This is a genomic window from Nonomuraea sp. NPDC004186 (genome assembly GCF_053603495.1).
The window spans coordinates 137819-161020 of sequence record NZ_JBSGFQ010000009.1 but is presented as its reverse complement, the minus strand read 5'-3'; the positions used below and the strand labels follow the sequence as shown (position 1 = coordinate 161020).

Genomic DNA, 23202 nt, shown 5'->3' with positions numbered 1-23202 from the left:
AGTGTGGTAACGCCTTGTAAGCACTGTGGGTCGCCGATCGAGCAGCGGCGGGGGAGAGGGCGGCCCAAGGCGTACTGCCCCGAGAAGGACTGCCAGGCGGCGGCCAAGCGGGAGCGGGAGTTGCGGCGGGCCACGCCGGGGCTGGAGGGGGCGCTGGCCAGGGCCGAGCAGTTGTACGACCGGATGGAGAGCGGTCTGACCGCCGCCATCGAGCCGCTGGCGCGGGCCCTGGCTGCGGAGCTGAGTCCGGCGGGGGTCGAGGCGAAGCTGAGCGCGATGCAGGCCGAGGCGCACACGCGCGTGGCGATCGCCCGTACGGAGCGGGAGCAGGCGTTCGAGCAGGTACGGCTGGCGCGCGAGGCCGCCGAACACGCCCGCAGGCAGACGGCCGAGATGCGGGTACGGCTCGAAGAGGCGCAGGCCGAGCGCGAGACGGCACTGGGGGATGCCGAACGGGCGCGGGAGCAGGCGCTGGCCGCGTTGCGGGAGGCCGCGAGCACCGAACGACAGGCGCTCCAGACGGCCGAGGAGGCGAAGCAGCGCGCGAAGACGGCCGAGCGGCGGGCCGAAGAGGCGCTGCATCGGGGCGAGTTGACGGAGCAGGCCAGGGACCAGGTCGTTCATGAGCTGGCCGAGCGGGCGGAGCTGGCCGAGCGGCGCACGGCTGAAGTCATGGCGCAGGCTGAGCAGCGCACTGCCGAGGCGCGGGCGCAGGTCGTACAGGCTCAGGAGGAGGCCGAGCGCGCACGGGAGGAACGCGACCGGGCCCGGGACGAGACGGCGGCGGCGGTGCGGGAGCGTGAACAGGCCGAACGGAAGCTGATCGAGGCGCAGACCCGCGCGGAGGCGGCGGCACAGGAGCGGGACCGGACGGTGGAGCGGGCCGTCACAGCCGAACGGGCGGCGGCGGAGGCCGAGCGGGATCGGGCCGTGGCGCTCAAGGAAGCCGAGCAGGACCGGGCCATGAGGCTCAAGGAAGCCGAACGGGACCGGGCCATGACACTCAAGGAAGCCGAACGCGATCGGGCCTTGGCACTCAAAGAGGCCGAGCGGGATCGGGCGGTGGCGCTCAAGGACGCCTCGCAGGCGGCGGCCGAGGTGGAGCGGCTGGAGGGGAAGGTGGCGGAGGCTTCCGCGTCGCTGACCCGGGAGCGGAAGCTGGCCTCCCGGGAGAAGTCCCGGGCCGATGCCGCGGCGAAGGAGCGCGACGGGTTGCTGGCGGAGCTGAGGCTGGAGCGGATGCGGCTCGAGGATCTGCGGGCCGAGTTGGAGGCGGCGCGGACGGAGGCGGCGCAGCTGCGGGAACGGGCGGTGGCCGCGGAACTTCGCTCGTCCTAGACGGCCCAGGACTCCCGAAGCTGGCCCCAAGGGGGTAGCCGTGGTTGCCGCCGAGAATCGGGCGGGTATCGCCGGCCGGCGATGATGCGGCCGATTGGCCGTGCCGATCAGGTGCTCGCTTGGAGCATGGCGAAGTCGCTATGGGCCTGCTCAACGGCCTTGGGATACGCCTGCCGCTTGTTGTGCTCGGCCGGTGCCCGGTAGATGCTCGCCAGGCTAGGGTGCTGTCCCTTGCGCTTGCCGGCGAGGATGATCAGGTCCGGGCGGATCTCCTCCACCCATTCGCCGTTCGCGCGGCGGCGGAGCACGGTGTGCAGCATGTCGGTGATCACTGGCGGGCGTCCGCCGTGGTTTCCCTTGCGGGGCGGCGGCATGCAGGCCTTCCAGAGTGGCCTCGCGGATGTTCTCGCGTTCGGGTTCGGCCATTGCGGCGAAGAATGCGAACAGTACCCGCCCTGTGCCGGATGGGTCGTAGCTCCCGGTCAGCGGTCCGGCGAGCATCTCCAGGGCGATGCCGTGCGCGGTGAGGTGGTCGGCCGGCGCGGTCAACTCAGCCGAGTCCCGGCCCAGCCGCTTCATCTCGTACACGGTGAGGATGACTCGGCAGTGCGGCGGGGCGTGCGCCTTGATCGCGCGGCAGGCCTCCAGCGCGGCTTCGAACTTCGGGCGAACCCGCACGCGGGTGGATACCTTCTCGGCGAGGATCTTCTCGCGCGGGATGCCGTGTGCGGTCAGCGCGTCCAGCTGGGACTGAAGTTCCTGGAAGTGAGGCGGGAGCGGCGGGCGTAGGCGACGCGGATGTCCGTGGCCGGGGTGTCAGCGAGGAACGGCGTCGGAGGCGGGGCGCCTGGCCGCCACAGCCGCCCCGGCCCGCGGTCGGTCGGGGTCGGCCCGCGCAGCAGCTTCGCCGGCCGAGGGACTTTGGTGAACCGCCTGGCGTGGTAGGCCCCGGCGACGGTGCCGGAGCGCGACCGACACGGCGAGCCGGGCTCGACCAGGCAGCGCGGGCACGGGCGCCGCTCTTCGTTTCTGCGAACCGCAGTCCGTCGCCGCTGTCACGCAGAGCTGCTCTGCGGCTGGCAGTGCGGGCCGAATCTGGGGCTCTCGGGAAGCGGCGACGACGACCCGCGCGAGAGGCCAGGAGGCCGAGTTGACGAAGATCGTGGGCGGCTAATACCCTTTTACTAATCAAATAGGAAAAGGGTATTGTGGTGATCAAGTTTCGCCTCGATCCAAGCTCTGGTGTGGCGACCTATCTCCAACTGGTGCATCAGGTCAAACACGCCTTGCGGCTCGGTGCGCTCATGCCGGGCGATCGGCTGCCGACGATCAAAGAGGTCGTCAGCGACCTCGCGATCAATCCGAACACAGTGGCCAAGGCCTACCGCGAGCTGGAAAACGAGGGCCTCGTCGTCGGCCGGCCCGGGTTGGGCACGTTTGTGCAGCGGTCCCTGGGCGGCGGATCCACGGCCGATCACACCCGGTTCCGCCGTGACCTCGCCCAATGGGTGCGCGGCTGCCGTGAAGCGGGGCTCGACCAAGGGGATATGGAGGCGCTGTTCGCCTCGGTGCTCGCTGACTTCCCCCAGGAGGGGATCGCATGACGGCGGATTGGACAGTGGGGATGTTCGGCGGCGGATCCGGTGAGCTCACCGCACCCGCACAGAGCCCGGCGGCTCTGGAGGCCGTGAGGCTCGCCAAGCGGTATCGGGGCACGTGGGCGTTGCGCGAGTGCACGCTGTCCGTCCCCGCCGGCCGGGTCGTCGCGCTCGTCGGACCGAACGGCGCGGGCAAGTCCACGTTCCTGCACCTGGTCGCCGGGTTGATCGCCCCCACCCGGGGCAGCGTGCGTGTCTTCGGCGAGCCGGTCGGGCAGCGGGCGGAGGCCCTCGCGCGGGTGGCGTTCCTGGCCCAGGACAAACCCCTCTACGACGGCTTCACCGTCGCTGAGATGCTCCGCTTCGGACACCATCTCAATCCGGGGTGGGACGACACCCTGGCCCGGCAGCGGCTGGCGGAACTGGACATCCCGCTGAACCGCAAGGTCGGCAAGCTTTCAGGAGGTCAGCAGGCGCAGGTCGCGCTGACCATCGCTGTGGCCAAGCGGCCGGAGCTGCTGGTCATGGACGAGCCGCTGGCCAACCTCGACCCGGTGGCCCGGCACGACGTCATGCGCTCCCTGATGGCGGCGGTGGCCGAGACGCAGATGACCGTCGTGCTGTCCTCCCACGTGGTGTCCGACCTGACCAACGCCTGCGACTGGCTGGTGGTGCTCAACCGTGGCCAGGTCCAGATCAGCGGCGAGGTCGACGAGCTGCTCGCCACTCACCGGATGCTGTCCGGTCCGGCCGAGCTCGCCGACGGGATGGCAACCCGGGTGCCGGTGATCAGCGACAGCCGCAGCGAACGGCAGGCCGACCTGCTGGCTCGCACCGGCTCGGGAACGCCGTTGCACGACCCGCGATGGAGAGAGTCCGGTGTGAGCCTGGAGGAGCTGGTGCTGGCCTACCTGCGCCGCCCCGACACCACCTCACTGCCTCGTCCGACCCTGACCATTTCCTGACTGCTAGGAGACCTGGAAGTGTTGTGGCTTACCTGGCGGCAGCATCGCATGCAGGTGCTCGTCACCACGGCGCTGCTGGCCGTCCTCGGCGCGGTTCTGCTCGTCAGCGGTCTGGGCGCGGCGGATTTCGCCGCGCAGAACGCTCCGGCGGCCGACTGTGTGACGGACACGCCCGCGTGCAGCGCCTACCTCGTGGAGATGAACGAGCGCATACGGCTGGTGGGTGAACTCCTCGGCTGGCTTCCGCTGCTGGCCCCGGCGATGATCGGCGCTTTCTGGGGGGCTCCGCTCCTGGCCCGGGAGTTCGAACAGGGCACGCACCAGCTCACCTGGACCCAGTCGGTGACGCGGCGCCGCTGGTTGGCGGCCAAAATCGTCGGCCTCGGTGCCGCGGTCACGCTCGGCGGGCTGGCGCTGGCCGGCATCGTGGGTCCGTGGCTGGCCGCCTTCGACGTCCCTCCCTACAACGTCGACCGCTTCGACTTGAGATGGTTCCGTCTTGTCGGCATCGTTCCGGCGGCGTGGTGGCTGGCCGCGTTCGTGCTCGGCATGGCCACGGGCGCGCTGTTCCGGCGGACCCTGCCGGCGATGGCGGTGACCCTGGCGGTGTGCGCGTTGGCATTCTTCGGACTCCTCAGGGCGCCGTCCTCCTACGCGCCGCCGGAGCGAGCCGTGCAGGCCAAGGTCATGGACGAGCTCGTACCGGAAGACTCCCTGTCTGTGACCGACTATTGGATCGACAAGAGCGGCGTGAAGTTCACCTCTCAGGACGTAGCGCTCGCGCTCGCCGGCCCTTGCGGGACAGACGAGACGACCAAGAAGTACGCCAAGTGCTCATTCAGCCATGGCTACCGACAGGTGGCCGAATTCCACCCCGCGAACAGGTTCTGGCGGTTCCAATGGACCGAAGCGGGAATCCTGCTCATCCCCGCTCTCGCATTGGGCGGTGTCGCCGTCCGGCGCACCCTTCGGCCTCGTATCTGAAGCCAGTTATCGCCTCATCACGGTGACGGGACGGCCTGGCGCAGGACCGTCACCGCTTTCTGCAAGACGTCCGGTAGAGAGCAAGCAGTGGATCATGCAGGACCGTAGGTCGGGCCGGAAGCCAGTGGGGCCAAGCTGAGCCAGCACCTCATCGTCGACGCGCCACCCGGTGGCGCGCATCGAGTCCACGGCCAGGCCGTAAAACTCCGTCGCCCATGCGACCACGGAGTTGGTCACGAGCGTCAGGCACCACGCCTGCTCGGTCTGCTGCTTCAGGTGCCGCGCCGGGGACGGTGCCCTCTCTGACCCGATCGGACGGTCAGCGATACATTGCTGGTGCCGCTCGACCGTTGGGGGAGTTGCACGAGATCGGAAAGGTAGCCGCCTGCCTCACGTCCGATGACGCGTCGGACGCCAGGGCGCGTGACTGCTGTTGGGTGTGTGCTCGTGAGGCGGACTCGGTGGCGGCGAGCGCCGTCCAGCACTCGAAGTGCCGCCCGTCCGGGTCGCCGGACAGCGGGAAGAAATGATCCCAGGTGAAGACGGCAAAGGCAGCTTTGGCCTATGTCCTGCGGCGCCGTGTTCATCGAGCCAAGCCAGATGGCCGAGGGTCTGGTCAGGCGGCACGCGGGCTGAGGGTCTCCGCCAGTGTCCTGACCCGGGCGAGGCGTTCCGAGCAGGGCGGCGGAGTCCGGCGGCACGCGGTGCTCGCCCTGTACGGCCTGTCCGGGGCCGGCCCGGGAACGCTGTGTCAGCCGATTCGGTCGGGCATCGCCGCGGGAGCGCTGAGGCCCAGCCGGTGCCCGAGGCTTACGCCGTGCCGGTAGAGGGCGGCTCCTTCGGCGAGCCGGTCCTTCTCCCACGCCTGCAGGGCGGCGTCCACGGATGGGAACTGCCCCAGGGCGGTGAAGAGGGCGATGGCGTCTGTGGCCGACTTCTCCGCGCTGGCCGCCGTGTGCGGGTCGGACTACGAACGCCGCATCCCCGGTGAGCAGCACCCGGTCCTTGCGCATCCTGCTGACCCGCCCAACCCCGACGCCGATCACCCCGGTGCGTCTCGCGATCCGCGACCACAAGCGCGAAATCCTCCGCTACCTCGCCGAACTCGCCGCCGCGGCGGGGGAGACGGCCCCTGACGCAGTCGCGGCCACCCTGCTCACGCTCGCTGACGGAGCCGCCTGCGTCCGCGTCGGCCTCGGCGACCCGACCGCTGCCGGCCTCGCACGAGAGGCGGCATCACGCCTGCTGGCACAGCGCTGACCACGGCGCCAGCCCCACACCCCCACGGCTCCTGTGTCCACTCTGTGGCGCTGCAGTGTCGCGCACGAACCTCAGTAGCACCCGGACGGCGCCGGGCGGCACCTATCCGCGCGCACGGCCTCAGCCCAGTCGCGCCGTCGGCGCTGGCCAGGATTCCCTACGCACGCTCTGAGGGTGGCGGACGACGGGATGGTGCTGCTGCGGCTGGGCAACTCCAACACCGTACGCGCCTACGCCGCCGGCGTCGGCAGGACCACGCCCCCGCTCGCGGTGGTGGTCGACGACGAGATCGGCGATGCCCTGGAAACGCTGTGGGACGGCGCGGCGGTCAACACCTGGAACACCCGTCGCGCCGCGATGCTGTCCTGGCTGGCCTGGTTTCGCAAGCGCGGTCAGGTCGCCCCGGCCGTGCCCGCCTGGGCCAAGCGACTGGCGGCGCCCGACAGCCGGACCCCGCCCACTCCAGGACCGCGATCGACCGGCTGATCGCCCGCCGCGACGTCGGAGAGCGACAGGAACCGTATGTTCGGCGACGTCTGACTGATGGCCTCCTTTCCGTTCTGTCACATACGGGGGTGCGGCAGTCCGGCGGTTCAAACGCGGTTCTCACCCACGACCGTGGCGGCATCCTCATGCGGCAGCGGCCGCGGGTCCTTCGCCGGGGCCGAGGCAAGCGATCGCGTAGCGGCCCAGGCGGTTCAGATGAGCATGGCCCAGCGGGGACAGTGCGGTCGCGGGCGTAGCCGATGCGCAGGTGTCGAGGCCTCGCTTGGGTCCGTGCCACCGGCTCCGTCCGTGGTCGTGGCCCGGCAAGCCTGCCGACGATCAGTTGTCGGTCACGTGATCAGATTCACCTTCGGCCGGGACCGCGGCTGGTGCCGGCAGGGGCGAGGCGATCCGACCGGCGACGGCGGCCAGGATGGCACCTGCCATCGCTGCGATCGCCGCGGCGCCGAAGGCGGCCGCGCCGGTGTCGTGGGGGCCGGTGAGCCGGCCGGCGACGGCGGTGCCCAGGCCGTAGCCGGCCCAGGTGAAGGTGTTGAGCCAGGCGAAGACCTCGGTGCGGTAGCGGGCGGGGGCGTGTTCGGCGAGCAGGGTCGGCACGACCGCGTCGCGTGGCCCGGTCACCAGCCCGACAAGAGCGATCAGTACGGCGAGTGTCATGAAGCCGGGTGCCCAGCCTCCGGTGAGCAGGACAGCCGCCTCGGCGAGCGAGAGCAGGACCAGCAGGCGCCCGCTGGTGACGGGCCACGCACGCGCGCCGTACCCGAGGGTGCCCAGGAGGGCGCCGGCCGACAGCAGGCCCATCAGTACGCCGGCGGAGGAAGCGGAGCCGAGGACGGTGGCCGAGGCGACCGTGGCGATGCGCAGGCAGCCGAAGGTGAACGTGCCCAAGGCGGCGATGGTCAGCAGCACGAGAACCGGCCGGTGGGTGAGCGGCCCGGCCAGATGGAGCCTGCCCGGCGTGGTGGAAGCGGTCTGTCGTATCGCAGGGGAGGCCAGCAGCAGCGCGGTGCCGAGCAGGACGGCGGCGCCGGCGGCAGCCACCACGCCCTGGGCGGGGACGGTCCAGGTCAGGATCGGCACGAGCAGGGGGCCGGCGATGAAGGTCAGCTCGTTGACGGCGTTGTCGACCGCATAGGCGGTGGGCAGGGAGGTGGCGGGGACGAGGCGTGGCCAGGCGGTTCTGATGACGGATCCGGCGGGCGGGGTGGTGGCGCCGAGCAGTACGGCGGCGCCGATCATCAAGGCGGGCGGGGCGAGCAGGAGGAGAGCGTAGGCGAGGGCGTGGGTGACCAGGTAGCCCGTCAGCGCGCGGCGGGGGCCGTACCGGTCGGCGATGCGCCCGCCGATGGGCGCGCACAGGGCCAGGGCCAGCGCGTGGCCGGTGAGCACGAGGCCGGCGGTGGCGTAGGAGCCGAGCCGGTCGACGGCGGCCAGCAGCAGGGCGAGGCTGAGCACGGGCGTGCCCAGCTTGACGATGAGCCCGGCGACGAGCAGGTGCGGGACGCCCGGTAGGGCGAACAGGCGGCGATAAGGTGCGAACATGGCGGACTCCGTTACCATCTAACTGGATTACGCCTATGACACACGGAAGGATGTTACTGGTCAAGTGGAGATAGCCTGTAACGTGACTCGGCAGGCGCCGCTGATCGCCGAGTTGGTCAACCTGGCCACGGCATACCGGCGGGGCGGTGCCTCGGTGCGGCCACTGGCGGGCGACGACCTCGCGACGACGTTCGCCGCCCATCTCGGCGACAGTACGAGTGCGGCCCTGCGCGCCGTTCCGGACGCGGGGCGGCGCCTGGCCGAGCTGGCCACCGAGCTGCGGCAAGCGCTCCTGGCCGAGCAACCGGCCGAGCAGGCCGCCCGCATCAACGCCATGATCCGCAGGTACGGTGCGCAGCCGTACCTGGTCGAGGATGTCGGCCAGCCGTTCCACCTGCACTTCCACGGCTCGGACGGCACCCAGGTGGAGGGACTGGGCGGTGAGTTCGCCACAGCGCTGGCCCTCATCGTGGACGGCTTCGGCCCGGACCGCTTCGGGGAGTGCCAGGCGCACCAGTGCGAGGCGGTCTACATCGATCTGACCCGTAATGGGTCGCGTCGTTACTGCAGCGCCGCGTGTACGGCTCGCGCCAAGACCGCCGCCTATCGCAGCCGCCGCCCGGCCTGATCAAGGCTTGAATTCAACGACTGAGCAGGTAGCGCCGGGGCGTGGTGCCGACCGTGCGGCGGAAGGCCGCCAGGAACGCGCTCGCCGTGGCGTACCCCACGCTGTGCGCCACCCGCGACACCGGCTGGCCCTCGGCCAGCAGTGGCAGGGCGGCGCGCAACCGTACCTGCGTACGCCAATGGTCGAAGCTCATGCCCACGTCGCGCACGAACAGCCGGGTCAACGTCCGCCTGCTCACGCCCGCCGCGCGGGCGTGAGCCTCCAGGCTGCGCGGGTCGGCGGGGTCGGCCAGCAGGGCGGCCGCCACCACCTGAACCCGCTCGTCGGTGGGCTGCGGCACGTCGATGGGGCGGGTGGGCAGCGGGCGCAGCAGGTCGGGCAGCACGGCCTCGGCGCGCAACCGCGCGTCGTCGGCGAGGTCGGTGCGGGCCAGGTACCCGATCAGCTCGGCCAGCAGGCCGTCCACGCCGACCGCGGTGGGCTCGGGCCAGTCCAGCGGGCAGCGCTCCGGCGCCAGATAGAGGCTGCACAGTACGGCGTCGCGGGTCGCGCCGGTCGCGTGGGTGACGCCCGCGGGCAGCCACAGTGCCCGGGTGGGCGGCAGGACCCAGTACACCTCGTCCACTTCGACGCTCAGGACGCCGCGCCGGGTCCAGGCGAGCTGGTGGTGGGTGTGATTGTGCGGGGGGATCCACTCTCCCGAGGTCAGCGGGAAGTGCCCGACGATGATCGCGCCGCCCATGTCCTCCATGCGACATAGTCTGGCCCCATCGCGAATTGTGGCCAAATGCGGCGGATCATAGCGTCGTCGGGTGCCGATGATTGTGTTGTGTCTTGTCCAGTTCATGCTTGTTCTCGATGACACCGTCGTGAGCGTGGCCCTGCCCAGCATCCGCGATGAGCTGGGCTTCAGCGCGTCCGGATTGCCCTGGGTCGTCAACGCCTACTTCCTGGCCTTCGGCGGTTTGCTGCTGCTGTGCGGCCGGATGGCGGATCTGCTGGGCCGCCGCCGCGTCTTTCTGATCGGGGTGGCGCTGTTCGGGGTGGCCAGTCTGGCGTGCGGGCTGGCGCAGGAGCCGTGGCAGCTCGTGGTCGGGCGGTTCGTGCAGGGAGCGGGTTCTGCGATGGCCAGCCCTGCGGCGATGTCGATGATCACGTTGCTGTATCCGGGGCAGGAGGAGCGGGCCAGGGCGCTGGGGGTCTGGGGCGGCATCGCGGCCCTCGGCGGGACCTCGGGCCTGGTGCTGTCCGGGGCGCTGACCGACCTGGTGTCCTGGCGCTGGATCTTCCTGATCAACCTTCCCGTCGTCGCCGTGGCCCTGGCGTCGCTGCCCCGCCTGGTCCCCGAGTCCCGCGCCCCCGGGCGGCGCAGCCTCGACGTTCCCGGCGCGGTCCTGGTCACGGGGGCCGCGGTGTCGCTGGTGTACGGGTTGCTGCGGACCGGAGAGACCGGCTGGAGCGATCCGCTCGTCATCGGCGCCGTCGGGCTCTCCGCCGCCTTGGCGGTGGTGTTCCTGGTGGCCGAATCGCGGGCGGCGGCGCCGTTGGTGCCCAGATCGTTCCTGGCCTCACGGACGCGGGCGGTCGCCAACGGCGCGACCCTGCTGTTCTCGATGGCGATGTACGCGATGTCGTTCCTGCTGATGATCCAGGTTCAGACCGCTCTGGGATACAGCCCGCTCCTGGCCGGCATCGCCTATCTGCCCTACGGCGGCGGCATCCTGGCGGGCATGTGGCTGTCCTCCCGCATCTCCCTCAGGATCGGGACGCGCTGGGCGCTCCTGCTCGCCTTCCTCATCAACATCGCCGGTTTGCTGCTGCTGTCCGGCGTGGCGGCGGGCGACTCTTATGCCGCCCATGTCCTGCCTGGCATGCTCGTGCTGAGTGTGGGCAACGGGCTGAGCCTGCCCGTCATGGCCGCGACCGCGGTCGACGGCACCACCGAGGAGGACGCCGGTCTCGGTTCGGCCCTGTTCACCTCGGTCCAGCAGGTCGGTGGCGCCGTCGGGGTGGCCGCGCTGGCCGTCATGGGCTACTCGGGTGGGCTCACGGCGGGCGCGATCTGCGTGGCGCTCGGGGCCGTACTCATCGTCGTGCTGCTGCCCTCGCGTACCGGCGGGACCCAGCCCTATCAGCCGTCCGCGCCCGTGCGGGCGGACCGAGGGTGACGCGCTCCTTGAAGCTCCCGGGCGGGCGTGGTTCGCGGGCCGCGGATCTGGAGCTCGATGAGCAGGCCCACACCGTACGCCGGGCCGGGCGCGATTCACGGTGGTGGGGCCTGCCCGGCAGGCTCCACCACCGCAACCGAACGCCGGCAGTTCGGGCTAGCCCGCCAGTTTGGCCAGCCAGCTCTCGATGTCCGCCGCGATGGCCAAGGGCTGGTCCTCCGGCGTGTGATGCCCGGCGACCTCCTCGTGCTCCACGATCTCCAGCGCGGCCACGTTCTTCGCGCACCAGGCGACGGTCTCCGACGTCCACATCGTGCCGATGCCGGGACGGAAGCCGATCATGAGCTTCGGCACCTCGACGCTGGTCGCCAGCCACCGGTCGAACGCCTCGATCCTGGCCACGACGTCGGCCGGCTCCCCGCCCAGCGGCAACGAGCGCGCCCAGCGCAGCTGCGGCAGGCGGCTCTCTCTGGTCGGGTACGGCTGCGTGTACGCGGCCATGTCCTCCTCGGTGAGCGGAGTGGTGACCGTGGTGGGCAGGCCCTGCCTGAGGAAGGCGTCATCGTCGAGGATCATGGACTCGCCCACGCCCTCGGTCTTGATCGCCCGGAACAGGTCGCGGCCGTCCTCGGGGAGCTCGTCCCAGCTCATCGGCTTGACGATGGCCTCGGTGAAGGCGATCCCGCGAACCCGGTCCGGGTGGCGGGAGGCCCAGTCGAAGGCCAGCGCGCCGCCCCAGTCGTGGCCGACCAGCACCACGTCGTCGAGGTCGAGCGCGTCGAACCAGGCCTCCAGGTAGCGGGCGTGGTCGGCGAAGGTGTACTCGATGGCGGGCTTGCCCGACTCGCCCATGCCGATCAGGTCGGGAGCCAGGAGACGGCCGTGCCCGATGGCGGGCATGACGTTGCGCCACAGGTAGGAGGAGGTCGGGTTGCCGTGCAGGAAGACGATCGGCGCGCCGGCGCCGAGTTCCCGGTAGTGCATGGTGGAGTCGAGCACGTTCTGAAAAGGCATGTCGGATCCGTTCAGGTGTTGAGTGTCATGATGCGGTCCACCGCGATCTCGATCACGACCCGGCCTGGCGGCGCGGGCGGCGGCGAACCGTAACGCCGGAGGTAGCGGCGGGCAGCCTCGGCCACCCGGCGCGGATCGTCGGACACCGTCGCGCTGCCCTCAAGGGTGACCCAGCGGAACCCGTCGACCTGGCAGAGCGCGGCGCGGCCGCCCCGTACCAGGTTGCGGGCCTTGCGCGAGGCGGCGACGGTCAGCACACGGGCCATTTCCCGCTCGCCGTCCCAGGTGAAGCGCACCGCCACCACGTGCGGGGACCCGTCGGGCCGCAGGGTCGTCAGCGTGGCCACGCGGGGTTCGGCCAGGAAGGACTCCACCGAGCCGGTCGGGCTCGTGGAGAGGGCTCCACGCGGTCCCATCAGTGGAAGCCGTTCGGCCGGCTCCCGACGCCCCGAGAGGGCAGCAGGATCACCCGACGGATCCCGCCCGCCTCGGCGGCCGTGACAACGATCATAATTCTGCCTCACATAGTTAGTGAGTTGACTGACTCACTTCTGAACCATAGTGGGTGAAGAGAGCGGATGGAACCTCCCCGCCCCAAGCAGTGGGCGCGGCCGAGGCGATGTTCGAGCGGGAGTTCACCACGGCCACGATGCAGCGCCTGCCGCCCGCGTTGCAGGAGTTGATCGCTGCATCAGACCCGGACCCGGACGGTGAGGAGGCCAGCAGCGCATCGGCCTGCCGGAGATGCTGTTCGAAGGGACCTCGGGGAAGGTCGTGGAGGCCTGGCGGGCGCGGGCGCTGCGGATGTGTCCGTCCGACTTCGCCGCTGCCCCCGAGGCGATCCGGTGGACGCTGCTGGACGGTGATGATCCAGATCGTGCTGCGCGATCCGTCCTGGCAAAAGTGGCTGAGCCCGCACCCGCCGATCGGGTGCTTGTGCGTCAGGTGCGCTCGATGTCCGGGTGGTCGGTGTCCTGGGGCCGGTCGGTGTGCTCGTGTGTGGCTGCCCAGGAGGCGAGCAGGCGGAGCGCGTCCTCGGACGGGGAGCCGGGTTCGGCCGCATAGATCGTCATGGACAGGTCGGGCTCGGCGCGCAGGTCCATGCTTTCGTAGGTGAGGGTGAGGTCGCCGACGATGTGGTGGCGGAAGTGTTTGACGCCGGTGCCGTGGGTGCGGACATTGTGGGCTCCCCAGCGATGACGGAAGTCGTCGCTACGGGTGGAGAGTTCGCCGACCAGGTCGTGCAGGATCTTGTCGTGCGGGTCTTTGCCGGCGGCGGTGCGCAGGTTGGCCACGGTCATGTCGGCGGCCAGGTCCCAGTCGGGGTAGAAGCGGCGGGCTGCGCTGTCGAGGAAGGTGAAGCGGGCGAAGTTCGGCGGCCGGGTGGGATCGGCGTAGAGGTCGCTGTACATGGCCCGCCCCAGGTGGTTGGCGGCCAGCAGATCCGATCGGTTGTTGCCGATGATTGCCGGGGCGGTGGTGATGGCGTCGAGCATCCATTGCAGCCCGGGACGTGCCGTCGGCTGCTTGGGACGGCGCCGGCGCAGGATGGCGTTGCTGCCGTCGGCCTCGTGTGCGAGGCGGAGCAGGTGAGCGCGTTCGGCGTCGTCCAGCTGCAGGGCGCGGGCGATCGCGTCGAGGACGCCGGCCGAGACTCCGGCCAGGGAGCCGCGTTCGAGCTTGGCGTAGTACTCCACGCTCATCCCGGCCAGGGCGGCGACCTCGCTGCGCCGTAGTCCGGGGACGCGGCGCTGGCCGGCGACGGGCAGGCCCGCCTGCCCAGGGGTGATCTTGGCGCGTCGTGAGGTGAGGAATTCGCGCACATCGGACCGGTTGTCCATGACATGACGGTACGCCAGCCTCTGGGCAGGTTGGGATGTACTGGTAGTACATCCATCAGGAGTGACTTTCTCGCTCCTGGGCTGCTCGGATGTGCTGGATGCCATGACCGATGCCGTGACCGTCGCCGCCTGGACCCGCTGCCTGGCCCGTGCTCTGCTTGCCGCCCCGCTGGCCGCCGTCCTGGCCGGGTGCGCGCTCCCGGCGAACCCGCATATCTCCGGGCCGCTGTCGACCACGGCGGGCGTCACTTCGGGAATGGCAATGGTGCTGCGGTTCGGCGACCAGGCCGTCACCGCGACCCTGACCGACACGCCGCCGTCACGGCAGTTCGCCGCGATGCTGCCGTTGACCCTGCAGTTGACGGACGCGTGGGGACAGGCAAAGGCAGGGCGGCTGCCGCGCGCGCTCACGGCCCAGGGCGGTACTCCGGTTCACGATCCCACCCCGGGCGAGATCTACTTCTGGCCCTCGAGCGGAGTGATCGCCGTCTACTACGACGATCTCGGCCAGGTGGTCCCTGATCCGGGCCTGGTCCGCCTCGGCGTCGTCAAGGCCGGCTTGGACAGGCTCGCCGCAGCGGGCAAGCAGATCACGGTCCGGATCGAGCCGGCCGCCGCGACCGGCCCTTGACCTGTCCGTTCTGAACCGGCGGCCGTCTCCGTCACCGCCTATCGAGGAAGTGCTCTTCTCATGCATGTTGCTGTCATGACCGCTCCCGGACAGGTCCTGGTCGAGGACCGTCCCGAACCGCAGATCATCGAGCCGACCGATGCGATCGTCCGCTTGTCGGCGACTTGCATCTGCGGCTCGGACCTGTGGCCGTATCGGGGCGTGGAGAAACTGGACGGGCCGCGGCCGATGGGCCATGAGTACGCCGGCATCGTCGAGGAGGTCGGATCCGCGGTCACCGCGGTGCGTCCCGGCCAGTTCGTGGTGGGCTCGTTCGTCACCTCCGACAACACCTGCGAGATCTGCCGGGCCGGCTACCACAGCTCCTGCATCCACCGTCAGGGTGTCAGCGGCGCCCAAGCCCAGTTCATGCGCGTCCCTCTCGCCGACGGCACGCTGATCGCCACGCCCGACGTCCCCTCGGACGACCTGATCCCCGGCTTCCTGGCCGCCTCCGACGTGCTGGGCACCGGCTGGTTCGCCGCGGTGGCCGCCGCGGCCGGCCCGGGCAAGACCGTCGCGGTCGTCGGTGACGGCGCCGTCGGGCTGCTCGGCGTACTGGCGGCCAGGCAACTCGGCGCCGAACGCATCATCGCGATGAGCCGCCACGAGGCCCGCCAGAACCTCGCCCTCGCCTACGGCGCCACCGACATCGTCACCGAGCGCGGAGAGGAAGGCGTCACCCGGATCAAGGACCTCACGGACGGGCTCGGCGCCCACAGCGTCATCGAGGCCGTCGGCACCCAGGAGTCGATGATGCAGGCCATCGGCTCCACCCGGCCTGGCGGGCACGTCGGCTACGTCGGCGTCACCCACGACGTGCATCTGCCCGGCATGGGCCTGTTCTTCTCCCACGTGCACCTGCACGGCGGCCCCGCCCCGGTGCGCCGCTTCCTGCCCGAGCTGATGCAGCTCATCTGGGAGCGGCAGATCGACCCGGGCAGAGTGTTCGACCTCAGCCTCCCGCTCGACCAGGCCGCCGACGGCTACCGGGCGATGGACGAGCGCCGGGCCATCAAGGTGCTGCTGCACCCGTAAGCCCGGCGACACCGCCCGCCCCGCCGTTCACCGGCCGGGAGCGATCGACGCAGCGAACACATGGAAGGAACAGCGTGACCGGCACGCCCACGAACACCAGTCCGGCAGCCCTCTCGCCTCCCTCGGCTTCATGGTGTTCGGCCACCTCGGCGGCCGGCTGGCCGAACGCTGGTCGGAGCGGAAAATCCTGGCGATCGGACTGGGCATGTGCTCGGCCGGCGCGGCCGGGCTGCTGGCCGCCGCCGTGCTGCACCTGCCTCTGACCGCCGTCATCTGCGCCCGGACAACCTCCACGGAGGCGTCGCCGCCTACGCACAGGACCCCGACCAGGCAGCACGCCTCTGGCAGGTCTCCACCGACCTGCTCGCCGGCGCGTGAACGCCCGACTCGACCCAGTCGTCCCGTCAGGATGAAACGGCGGCCCTCATCGATGACTGCGGTGGGCGGTCTCCGGGCCGACGACGCGGAGGAGCTCGAGAGCCTCGATGCTCTTGGATCCGGGCGGCGGCGTGAAGAGGCGCAGGCGCTGGTCCGCGGCCTGAGTCTGCAGCATCTCGTAGTCGAATTCGACGGGCCCGATGGACGGATGCATGACGCGCAGCCGGCTTTCGCGGCGTACGGCGACCTCGTGCCGCTGCCAGAGGGCGGTGAACTCCTCGCTGGCCGCCTCGAGCCGGTCGATCAGGGAACTGGAGGAGTGATCGTAGCCGCGGCGCGTCGCGGCGGCACGCAGGTCCGCGACGTGCAGGCGGCTCAGGCGGTCGTGTTCCTCGACGGGGTACGGCTCGCGCACGAACGGGTCGGTGAACCAGCGCCACACGATGTTCCGGTCCGGTTCTTCGATCGTGCACACGCACCCGAACAGCGCCTCGGCCAGGGGGTTCTGCGCGAGCAGATCGCCGAGGTCGGTGAGGAGCTGGGCGGGCGTGTCGCCCAGCCGGTCGAGCAGGTAGAGCAGGCCGGGACGGACGTGATTTCCGGCGCGCGCCCCTTCGGGCGGTCGGTGGCCCGCCAGCAGGTAAAGGTGATCTCTTTCGTCCTCGGTCAACCGCAATGCCCGGGCGAGCGCGCTCAGTAGCTGGGCCGACGGCTGGGAGCTGCGTGCCTGTTCGAGCCGCATCACGTAGTCGGCCGACACCCCGGCCAGCTGGGCCACCTCTTCGCGGCGCAGGCCGGACGTGCGGCGCCGCGGTCCGGCGGCCAGGCCGACCTCCTGCGGCTGGAGCCGCTCGCGGGAACGGCGAAGGAAGTCCGCCAGCTTGGCGCGGTCCATCTTCATGTCATCCATCCTCGGTGCCTCGGCTCACTGCTTCTGCCGCGCGCGCTTGGAGAGCCGATCCTAGGGAAATTCGCTCTTCTCCTCATCGCCGCACGCTCCTGGACGACGGGAGCGAGCTCACAGTCGAACTGCTCGCCGCCGTGCTCTCCGATCTGGGGGAGGGGCCCGCGGCCGTGGAGAACTCCCGCGAGCAGGCCGTAGCCATCCGCGTCGCTCCTGCTGTGATCGTGTTGTTCCGCAGATTGTTGATCATTCGTCGGTGACGAGGTGCTTGAGCGGGCCGTGATCTTGGTGGGCTCCCTCCTGGGGAATCGTCGTGGTGTGGCCGGAAGGGTTGCAATGTGCAGTATGCCGTGGCCGGTGAGCAGGACCAGGTGGCCGCCGCGGTGGTCGAGGATCGTCTGCAGGCGGGCCATGCCGCAGGCGGGCCGGCACCAGCGGCCGTACTCGGCCTGGCTGGTGGCGCCGGAAGCGGGCCAGAGTGGATCGTCGGCCGCCTCGGCGCCCTCGCAGGCGATGGCCGCGAGCGGAGCTGCTCGCAAGTCGGCTCTCCCGAAGAATGCCGTGAGGTTGGCGATGCCCAGCCGGCTTTGTCCAGGCCCGCAAGCTGCGGCCGATCAGGTTCTGCGCGAGATGACCATGATGTATTCGCAGGGAGCGTTCGTTCGGTTGGCGAAGCCGTGGTCCGCGTCGGCCTGGAAGAACAGGGAGTCGCCGGTGTTCAGGGTCTCGCTGATCCCGCCGATCGCGACGGTGAGGGTGCCTTCGAGCACCACGAGTTGTTTCTCCGTACCCGGCGGATACGCGGGCAGCAGCCCGGTAGAGACCTGCGCGGGGAGGTAGTGGACGACCATCTCGGCCCCTCCCGCGCCCGGGGCCGCTGACACCATGTGCCGCTCGAAGCCGGTTTCCGGGTCACGGAAAACGGGGCGATCGTTCTTGCGCATGACAATGGCCACACCAGACGCGGCAGCAGCCGGCGCACCGATCAGCTCCGAGAGCGACGCGTTGAGCGCGTGGGCGATCCTGGACGCGACGCCGATCGTCGGGCTCTTCTCACCGCGTTCGACCTTGGACAGCATCGCCCGGCTGACCGACGACTGTGTGGACAGCTGCTCCAGCGTCAGGCCCGCCTCCTCGCGGCGTCGCCGCACGTTACCGCCGAACGCGCCGGCCAGGTCGTCTCCGTGCTGCGGTTCGGCCGCGTTTCCGTCTTGCTCGACCACCGTGCTCCTCGATCGATGGGTACTTCGCTGCCCACAGTGTAGGGTAATCTCCTAAAGAAGATTTGTTCTTCTATCGGAGACAAGCGATGTGCGCCCAACACGACGGAGGTTCCATGCGTTTGATCTCGAGTGGCCGCCACCACGCCACGTTCGAATTCGGCGATCTGCAGGTGATCTCGCTGCGAGACGGGTACATCGACATGCCGCCGACACGGCTCCGCGACGAGGAGGGGCGCACGCTCGATGAGCTGCCAGCCGCCGTCCCGCTGGCCGGCGACAACTTGCGGCTGTCGGTCAACGCCTTCTTCGTCACCGACGGCACGCGGTCGGTTCTCATCGACACCGGCGCGTCCAACGCCTGGCACGACCCCACCATGGGATTGATCTACGACGCGCTCGACGAAGCGGGAATCGACCGCGCGCAGGTCACCGATGTGGCCATCACCCACAAGCACGAAGACCACGTGAGCGGCCTGATCGCGCCGGACGGTTCAGAGGCGTTCACCAAACTCGAGCGCGTGTGGATCGGCGCGGGCGACACCTCGGTGTTCACGGGGCGGCTCGAGCCGATCCGCGACCGGGTCGTACCCGTGTCGGAGGAGGTCGCGATCAACGGCTGGATCACCGCGATCCCGACACCGGGCCACACACCCGGTCACACCGTCTACGACGTCAGGAGCGGCACCGGCCACCTTCTCGCCTGGGGCGACACCGTTCACGTTCCCACGCTCCAATTCGATCAGCCGAACGTGTCCTGGGAGCTCGACGGCAACCAGTCCCAGGCCCGCGCCGCGCGAGCGGCCCTGCTCGAACAACTGACCCAACCACACCACTTCGTAGCCGGCGCCCACCTCGACTCACCCGGCATCGCCCGCGTAACCCCCTCCGGCGACGGTTATGCGCTGGAATACCTCGCACCGCCGATCGGCTGATCGAGCCTGTCGGCTCCGGGCCGCGCTCGCGCTGGCGGCCAAGGAGGGCAAGCTCGTCTGGCTCGGCTGGTCGCCCACGAACTCGACCACCTGGACGGCCGCCTCTACATCGGCCGCATGCGCGACGGCCTCCAGCCCATCCCGGTCGAGGAATACCGCGGCATCGGCCAGCCGTCTACCCGCCGTGCGGCCGCCGTCGCGGGTCCAACGGGTACGGCGTTGGACTCTCCCACCGTGGGAGAGTCCACCATGGTGACGTGCAAGGCGAACTTCTCACCATCGGGCGCTTCGCCCGCCTCTGCCGGCTCAGCGTCAAGCAGCTACGGCACTACGACGAGACGGGGCTGCTGGCCCCGGTCCACGTGGACGCCGGCTCCGGCTACCGCTATTACGCGCCTGAGCAGGCACGCGATGCCCTGACCATCGCCCTGCTGCGCGAAATGGACCTTCCCCTGGCCGTGATCGCCCAGGCCCTGGCCGCCGAGCCCGAGTCCAGGGCGCAGATCCTGCGCGCTGAGCGGGACCGGCTGGCCGAACGGATCAGCAGGGACCAGGCGCGGCTGACGATGCTGGAGCGGCTGGCGGAGGGTGGCCTGCCCGGCTATGAAGTGACGATGGGCAGGGAGCCGGCGCGACGGCTGGCGGTGGCGCGCGCGGTCTGCGCCCCTGCGGAGATCGGAGAGACGTTCGAGGAGTGTGTGAGCCGGCTGCTGCCCGTGCTCGGCAAGGCGGGGATCGAGTGGGAGCCGCCGCTGTGGGCGCTGTACCCGCTGGATCTGGAAGAGCGGATGGAGATCGCCGTCGGAGCGCAGACACCGCAGGGGGAAGAGGCGCCCGGCCTGGAGTTCGTGGTGCTACCCGGCGGACCCGTGGCCGAGACCATACACATCGGGCCCTACGCCCAGCTGCCCTTGGCCTACAACGCGCTCTTCGCCGCCATCCACGAGCGCGGGCTGCGTCCGAAAGCGCCCGTACGTGAGGCCTATCTCGTCGGGCCGGCAGAGGCCCCGCAAGAAGAACTGATGACCCGGCTGATCATCCCCATCCAGGAGAGCAAGGCATGACGAAGGTGAAAGACGTCGACACCCGCGGTACACAGCACTGCGAGACGACGGCTCTGGGGGTGCTGCTGCGGCACCAGGGACTCGATCTGTCCGAGCCCATGCTCTTCGGCCTCGGCTCCGGCCTGTCCTTCATCTACTGGGACAGCAAGAACATGGACTTCCCCTTCCTCGGGGGCCGGGTCAAGCCTTTCGACCTCACCAGGAACCTGGCCGCCAGGCTCGGACTGGAGCTCGTGGTCCAGGAGACCAGCTCCCCCCGTAAGGCATGGGAGAACGTGGCGGCGCCCATCGACGCCGGCCGCCCCGTCGGACTGCAGCTCGACAGCTACCACCTGGAGTACTTCGGGTCGAAGGTGCACTTCGGCGGTCACGTCGTCGCCATGTACGGCTACGACGACCACGACGCCTACCTGGTGGACACCGACCAGCAAGGCGGAGCGGTGTCCACCAGCCTGACCACGCTCGCCCAGGCCAGGGCCGCGCGCGGCCCGATGACCGCCAAGCACCGGTCCTTCACCCTCACCGCCCCGAGGAACCTGCCTTCCCCGCAGGCCCAGATCGTTCCCGCCATCACGGCCTGCGCCGACGCCTTCCTCAACCCGCCCATCGCCAACGTGGGGCACCGCGGCATCGACAAGGCCGGCAAGCTGGTACGCACCTGGCTCCAGCGGACCGACGACCCGCGGCGGGACCTGCCGCAGGCCGCCCTGCTGATGGAGAAGGCCGGCACCGGCGGCGCCCTGTTCCGCAATCTCTACCGCGACTTCCTCGCCGAATGCGTCCACCTGCTCGACAGCAGCCACCTGCGTACCGGCCACGAGCTGTACGCCGAGGCAGCCACCCTGTGGACGGAAGCCGCGGCGCTGATCACCAAGGCCGGCGAATCAGGCGAGGGGCAGTACCTCGTCCAGGCGGGCACCGTCCTGAGCGATCTTTCCCGCATAGAACGCGAGGCCATGCGGGCGCTGAGCCGCCTGGAGAGTGAGACCCATGCGGCCCTACGTTAGGAGGGACCAGCACGGGTTCCCGACGAGGGCGTCCAGGTCGGGGTCCGTGTCCGCCGCCCAGGCCGCGTAGCCGTCGGGGCGGACCAGGATCGCGCCGGGCAGGCCGTCCACCGGCCGGCCGCGCGTGGCACCGAGGTCGGGCGGGAGGATCCCGGCCAGGTCGAGCAGGACGGGCCGGCCGGCCAGGAACAGCGACGGGTCCAGGCCGGCGACCCGGTGACCGACCAGCGGGTGGTCGCCGGGCAGGTCGTAGGAGTGCGACAGCCCCGACATCAGGCCCGCCAGGTGTCTGTTGGCCTCGGGCAGGCGCATCAGGTCGGTGAAGACCTTGCGCAGCTCGACGGCGTCCGCGTCGGGCCGGGGGGTCGCGAAGACTCGCTGCGCCTGGGTGATGTGCAGGACCCAGGCCCCGGCCGGGTGCCGCTCGGCGTGGTAGGTGTCCAAGAGGTCCGTCGAGGCCCGGCCCCGCAGTACGGCGGCCAGCTTCCAGCCCAGGTTGAAGGCGTCCTGAACGCCCAGGTTCAGGCCCTGCCCGCCGAAGGGCGGGTGGATGTGCGCGGCGTCGCCGGCGAAGAACACGTTGCCCACCCGGTAACTGTCGATCTGCCGGGTGGCGTCGCTGAACCGTGAGGCGTTGTCCACGGCGGCCAGCACGGTCTGCTCGCCGTACACGACACGCAGCAGTTCGGCGATCTCCTCGAACGTGACCGGCTTGTCCTTGGCCGCCTCCTCCTCGCCCGCCGCCCCGCCGGTGAACCGGTAGCGGCCGCCGCCCAGCGGCACCAGCATCACCCAGTGGTCGTCGACCTCGCGCGTGAGCGTGCTGATGTGCCCGATGGTTTTCGGCACGAGGTCGGACACCGACGACAGCCGCACGTCGGCCAGCACCGCCGTGTACGTTCCCGGCCTGCCGGGAAACGGCACGCCGAGCAGCTTCCTGACCGTACTGTGCCCGCCGTCGCAGGCCACCAGGTAGCGGGCCTCGATCCGCCGGTCGCCGGCCGTCACGACCACTCCGCCGTCCGACTGCTCGACCGCCGTCACCGCGCTCTCGCGCAGCATCTTGACCCCCAGCGTCGTGGCGCGCTCCTCCAGCACCGCCTCGATCTCCCCCTGCGGGATCGAGAGCGGGTACGGGTGCGCGGTGTCCCACGCCGTGCAGTCGAGCGGCACGGGCAGCATCGCGAAGTGCCCGCCCGCCGGCTCGCGTGAAAGTGCCCTGGCCTGCATCGGCTCCAGCAGGCCGCGCAGCTCGAGCAGCTCCTGCGTGCGCGGCTGGATCGCGCCGCCCTTGGTCTGCTCGATCCGGTACGGCAGGCGCTCCACCACCACGACGTCCACGCCGGCCAGAGCCAGCTCGCAGGCCAGGGCCAGCCCGGTGGGTCCGGCCCCCGCCACGATCACTTCGGTCATCGTTCCTCCCGAAATCTCGACCGAGTGCAAATATATACCCGACGCGATAAACGTACGAGTGCAGATTTTGATACCGTGGAGACATGACAGGGCTGCGCGAACGCAAACGGGCACGGACCCATGCCGCCATCTCGGAAGCCGCCATCTCGCTCTTCCTTGAGCGCGGGTTCGACCAGGTGTCGGTGGCGGAGGTGGCGGAGGCCGCCGAAGTGTCGAAGCGGACCCTGTTCGCCTACTTCCCCGCCAAGGAGGAGCTCGTCGTCCACCGCTTCGCCGACCACGAGACCGAGGCGGCCCGCGTGGTGCGGGCCCGCCCGCCGGGGGTCGGGCCGCTGGCCGCCCTCCGCGACCATTTCCTGGACGGCCTGCGCGACCGCGACCCGATCACCGGCCTCAACGACGTCCCGGAGATCCTCGCGCTCATCCGCATGATCTCGGATACTCCGGCGCTGCGGGCGAGGGCGACCCGCTTTCAGGAGGGTTCGGAACGGGCGCTCGCGGAGGCGCTCCAGGACGTTGACGGCGTCCCCGCCCTGACCGCGCGCGTGGCGGCCGCCCAGGTGGTGGGCGTGCACTGGTTGTTGTCGATGGACAACTCCGGGGCGCTGGCCGGCGGCCAGTCCGCCGACGAGCGCTATCCGCAGGCGGTCGCCGACGCCGAGCACGCCTTCGCGTTGCTGTCCGAGGGCCTGGCCGGGCACGTATAGCGGGCCGACCGCTGCGTGTGC

General features: G+C 70.4%; 26 protein-coding genes and 1 pseudogene. 14 read left to right on the top strand and 13 right to left on the bottom strand.

Features of this window, described 5'->3' with window-relative positions; translation table 11 throughout:
* Window positions 1-3: 3 nt before the first annotated feature.
* A complete protein-coding gene (locus ACWEPL_RS10455; protein ID WP_452435863.1) occupies window positions 4-1338 on the top strand; it encodes a hypothetical protein in 1335 nt (444 codons plus the stop codon).
* A gap of 107 nt (window positions 1339-1445) precedes the next feature.
* Here ACWEPL_RS10455 and ACWEPL_RS10450 read toward each other — a convergent pair whose 3' ends face one another.
* The 3 genes and pseudogenes from ACWEPL_RS10450 to ACWEPL_RS10440 form a co-directional block, all read right to left on the bottom strand.
* Window positions 1446-1658, bottom strand: coding sequence for a hypothetical protein (locus ACWEPL_RS10450; protein ID WP_452435862.1), 213 nt, complete (start codon window positions 1656-1658; stop codon window positions 1446-1448).
* Entirely contained in the window at window positions 1555-2043 is a 489-nt protein-coding gene (locus ACWEPL_RS10445) for a recombinase family protein (protein WP_452435898.1), read from the bottom strand. The genes ACWEPL_RS10450 and ACWEPL_RS10445 overlap by 104 nt, the downstream gene beginning before the upstream one ends.
* A 26-nt stretch (window positions 2044-2069) precedes the next feature.
* Window positions 2070-2372: pseudogene (locus ACWEPL_RS10440) on the bottom strand (zinc finger domain-containing protein); the annotation flags it as partial.
* A 177-nt stretch (window positions 2373-2549) separates the two neighbouring features.
* On the opposite strand from ACWEPL_RS10440, the gene ACWEPL_RS10435 reads away from it, so the two are divergent.
* Genes ACWEPL_RS10435 through ACWEPL_RS10425 form a run of 3 tightly spaced genes read left to right on the top strand, consistent with a single transcriptional unit; the run spans window position 2550 to window position 4885 of the window.
* The gene (locus ACWEPL_RS10435; protein WP_350730686.1) at window positions 2550-2942 is read left to right on the top strand and encodes a GntR family transcriptional regulator; all 393 of its coding nucleotides are present in this window, start codon (window positions 2550-2552) and stop codon (window positions 2940-2942) included.
* Window positions 2939-3901: an ABC transporter ATP-binding protein gene (locus ACWEPL_RS10430; protein WP_452435861.1), complete on the top strand. Its 963-nt coding sequence runs from the start codon at window positions 2939-2941 to the stop codon at window positions 3899-3901. The genes ACWEPL_RS10435 and ACWEPL_RS10430 overlap by 4 nt, the downstream gene beginning before the upstream one ends.
* 48 nt (window positions 3902-3949) lie before the next feature.
* Window positions 3950-4885 carry an ABC transporter permease gene (locus ACWEPL_RS10425; RefSeq protein ID WP_452435860.1) on the top strand — a complete coding sequence of 312 codons (936 nt, stop codon included), beginning with the start codon at window positions 3950-3952 and terminating at the stop codon, window positions 4883-4885.
* A gap of 6 nt (window positions 4886-4891) precedes the next feature.
* Here the strand turns inward: ACWEPL_RS10425 and ACWEPL_RS10420 are convergent, their stop codons facing one another.
* Both ACWEPL_RS10420 and ACWEPL_RS10415 read right to left on the bottom strand, forming a co-directional pair.
* Window positions 4892-5161: a Tn3 family transposase gene (locus tag ACWEPL_RS10420; protein WP_452435897.1), complete on the bottom strand. Its 270-nt coding sequence runs from the start codon at window positions 5159-5161 to the stop codon at window positions 4892-4894.
* Between the two features lie 475 nt (window positions 5162-5636).
* Window positions 5637-5768: a hypothetical protein gene (locus ACWEPL_RS10415; RefSeq protein ID WP_363973575.1), complete on the bottom strand. Its 132-nt coding sequence runs from the start codon at window positions 5766-5768 to the stop codon at window positions 5637-5639.
* Between the two features lie 122 nt (window positions 5769-5890).
* Between ACWEPL_RS10415 and ACWEPL_RS10410 the strand changes: the two genes are divergently transcribed.
* Complete coding sequence (locus ACWEPL_RS10410) at window positions 5891-6145, top strand: hypothetical protein (protein WP_363973578.1); 255 nt, start codon at window positions 5891-5893, stop codon at window positions 6143-6145.
* Window positions 6146-6319: 174 nt separating this feature from the next.
* Window positions 6320-6631 (top strand): hypothetical protein, encoded by a 312-nt coding sequence (locus ACWEPL_RS10405; protein WP_452435859.1) that lies wholly within the window; start codon window positions 6320-6322, stop codon window positions 6629-6631.
* Between the two features lie 339 nt (window positions 6632-6970).
* Here the strand turns inward: ACWEPL_RS10405 and ACWEPL_RS10400 are convergent, their stop codons facing one another.
* A complete protein-coding gene (locus ACWEPL_RS10400; protein WP_452435858.1) occupies window positions 6971-8194 on the bottom strand; it encodes an MFS transporter in 1224 nt (407 codons plus the stop codon).
* 82 nt (window positions 8195-8276) lie between these two features.
* Between ACWEPL_RS10400 and ACWEPL_RS10395 the strand changes: the two genes are divergently transcribed.
* A complete protein-coding gene (locus ACWEPL_RS10395) occupies window positions 8277-8822 on the top strand; it encodes a CGNR zinc finger domain-containing protein (RefSeq protein WP_452435857.1) in 546 nt (181 codons plus the stop codon).
* Between the two features lie 13 nt (window positions 8823-8835).
* Here the strand turns inward: ACWEPL_RS10395 and ACWEPL_RS10390 are convergent, their stop codons facing one another.
* Window positions 8836-9573 (bottom strand): AraC family transcriptional regulator, encoded by a 738-nt coding sequence (locus ACWEPL_RS10390; protein WP_350730674.1) that lies wholly within the window; start codon window positions 9571-9573, stop codon window positions 8836-8838.
* A gap of 67 nt (window positions 9574-9640) precedes the next feature.
* Here ACWEPL_RS10390 and ACWEPL_RS10385 point away from each other — a divergent pair, with 67 nt between their 5' ends.
* Entirely contained in the window at window positions 9641-10990 is a 1350-nt protein-coding gene (locus ACWEPL_RS10385; protein WP_452435896.1) for an MFS transporter, read from the top strand.
* 156 nt (window positions 10991-11146) lie between these two features.
* Here the strand turns inward: ACWEPL_RS10385 and ACWEPL_RS10380 are convergent, their stop codons facing one another.
* From ACWEPL_RS10380 to ACWEPL_RS10370, 3 genes are all read right to left on the bottom strand, one after another.
* Window positions 11147-12004, bottom strand: coding sequence for a haloalkane dehalogenase (locus ACWEPL_RS10380; protein ID WP_452435856.1), 858 nt, complete (start codon window positions 12002-12004; stop codon window positions 11147-11149).
* Window positions 12005-12015: 11 nt separating this feature from the next.
* Complete coding sequence (locus ACWEPL_RS10375) at window positions 12016-12420, bottom strand: pyridoxamine 5'-phosphate oxidase family protein (RefSeq protein WP_452435855.1); 405 nt, start codon at window positions 12418-12420, stop codon at window positions 12016-12018.
* Window positions 12421-12945: 525 nt separating this feature from the next.
* A complete protein-coding gene (locus tag ACWEPL_RS10370) occupies window positions 12946-13845 on the bottom strand; it encodes a helix-turn-helix transcriptional regulator (protein ID WP_452435854.1) in 900 nt (299 codons plus the stop codon).
* A 61-nt stretch (window positions 13846-13906) separates the two neighbouring features.
* Between ACWEPL_RS10370 and ACWEPL_RS10365 the strand changes: the two genes are divergently transcribed.
* Both ACWEPL_RS10365 and ACWEPL_RS10360 read left to right on the top strand, forming a co-directional pair.
* A complete protein-coding gene (locus ACWEPL_RS10365) occupies window positions 13907-14476 on the top strand; it encodes a cyclophilin-like fold protein (protein WP_452435853.1) in 570 nt (189 codons plus the stop codon).
* 60 nt (window positions 14477-14536) lie between these two features.
* The gene (locus ACWEPL_RS10360; protein ID WP_452435852.1) at window positions 14537-15553 is read left to right on the top strand and encodes a zinc-dependent alcohol dehydrogenase family protein; all 1017 of its coding nucleotides are present in this window, start codon (window positions 14537-14539) and stop codon (window positions 15551-15553) included.
* A gap of 424 nt (window positions 15554-15977) precedes the next feature.
* On the opposite strand, the gene ACWEPL_RS10355 is transcribed toward ACWEPL_RS10360, so the two are convergent.
* Both ACWEPL_RS10355 and ACWEPL_RS10350 read right to left on the bottom strand, forming a co-directional pair.
* Window positions 15978-16832, bottom strand: coding sequence for a helix-turn-helix transcriptional regulator (locus ACWEPL_RS10355; protein ID WP_452435851.1), 855 nt, complete (start codon window positions 16830-16832; stop codon window positions 15978-15980).
* Between the two features lie 617 nt (window positions 16833-17449).
* Window positions 17450-18058, bottom strand: a complete 609-nt coding sequence (locus tag ACWEPL_RS10350; RefSeq protein WP_452435850.1) for a helix-turn-helix domain-containing protein — start codon at window positions 18056-18058, stop codon at window positions 17450-17452.
* Between the two features lie 62 nt (window positions 18059-18120).
* Between ACWEPL_RS10350 and ACWEPL_RS10345 the strand changes: the two genes are divergently transcribed.
* The 3 genes from ACWEPL_RS10345 to ACWEPL_RS10335 all read left to right on the top strand — a co-directional run bounded on the left by ACWEPL_RS10345 (window position 18121) and on the right by ACWEPL_RS10335 (window position 21061).
* Complete coding sequence (locus tag ACWEPL_RS10345) at window positions 18121-18990, top strand: MBL fold metallo-hydrolase (protein ID WP_452435849.1); 870 nt, start codon at window positions 18121-18123, stop codon at window positions 18988-18990.
* Window positions 18991-19247: 257 nt separating this feature from the next.
* On the top strand, window positions 19248-20054 hold the full coding sequence (locus ACWEPL_RS10340) for a MerR family transcriptional regulator (RefSeq protein ID WP_452435848.1): 807 nt from the start codon (window positions 19248-19250) through the stop codon (window positions 20052-20054).
* Window positions 20051-21061 carry a BtrH N-terminal domain-containing protein gene (locus ACWEPL_RS10335; protein ID WP_452435847.1) on the top strand — a complete coding sequence of 337 codons (1011 nt, stop codon included), beginning with the start codon at window positions 20051-20053 and terminating at the stop codon, window positions 21059-21061. The genes ACWEPL_RS10340 and ACWEPL_RS10335 overlap by 4 nt, the downstream gene beginning before the upstream one ends.
* On the opposite strand, the gene ACWEPL_RS10330 is transcribed toward ACWEPL_RS10335, so the two are convergent.
* Complete coding sequence (locus tag ACWEPL_RS10330) at window positions 21053-22474, bottom strand: FAD-dependent oxidoreductase (protein ID WP_452435846.1); 1422 nt, start codon at window positions 22472-22474, stop codon at window positions 21053-21055. The two genes, ACWEPL_RS10335 and ACWEPL_RS10330, sit on opposite strands and share 9 nt — an antisense overlap.
* Before the next feature lie 83 nt (window positions 22475-22557).
* On the opposite strand from ACWEPL_RS10330, the gene ACWEPL_RS10325 reads away from it, so the two are divergent.
* Complete coding sequence (locus tag ACWEPL_RS10325) at window positions 22558-23181, top strand: TetR family transcriptional regulator (protein ID WP_363973632.1); 624 nt, start codon at window positions 22558-22560, stop codon at window positions 23179-23181.
* The last annotated feature ends 21 nt before the right edge of the window (window positions 23182-23202 follow it).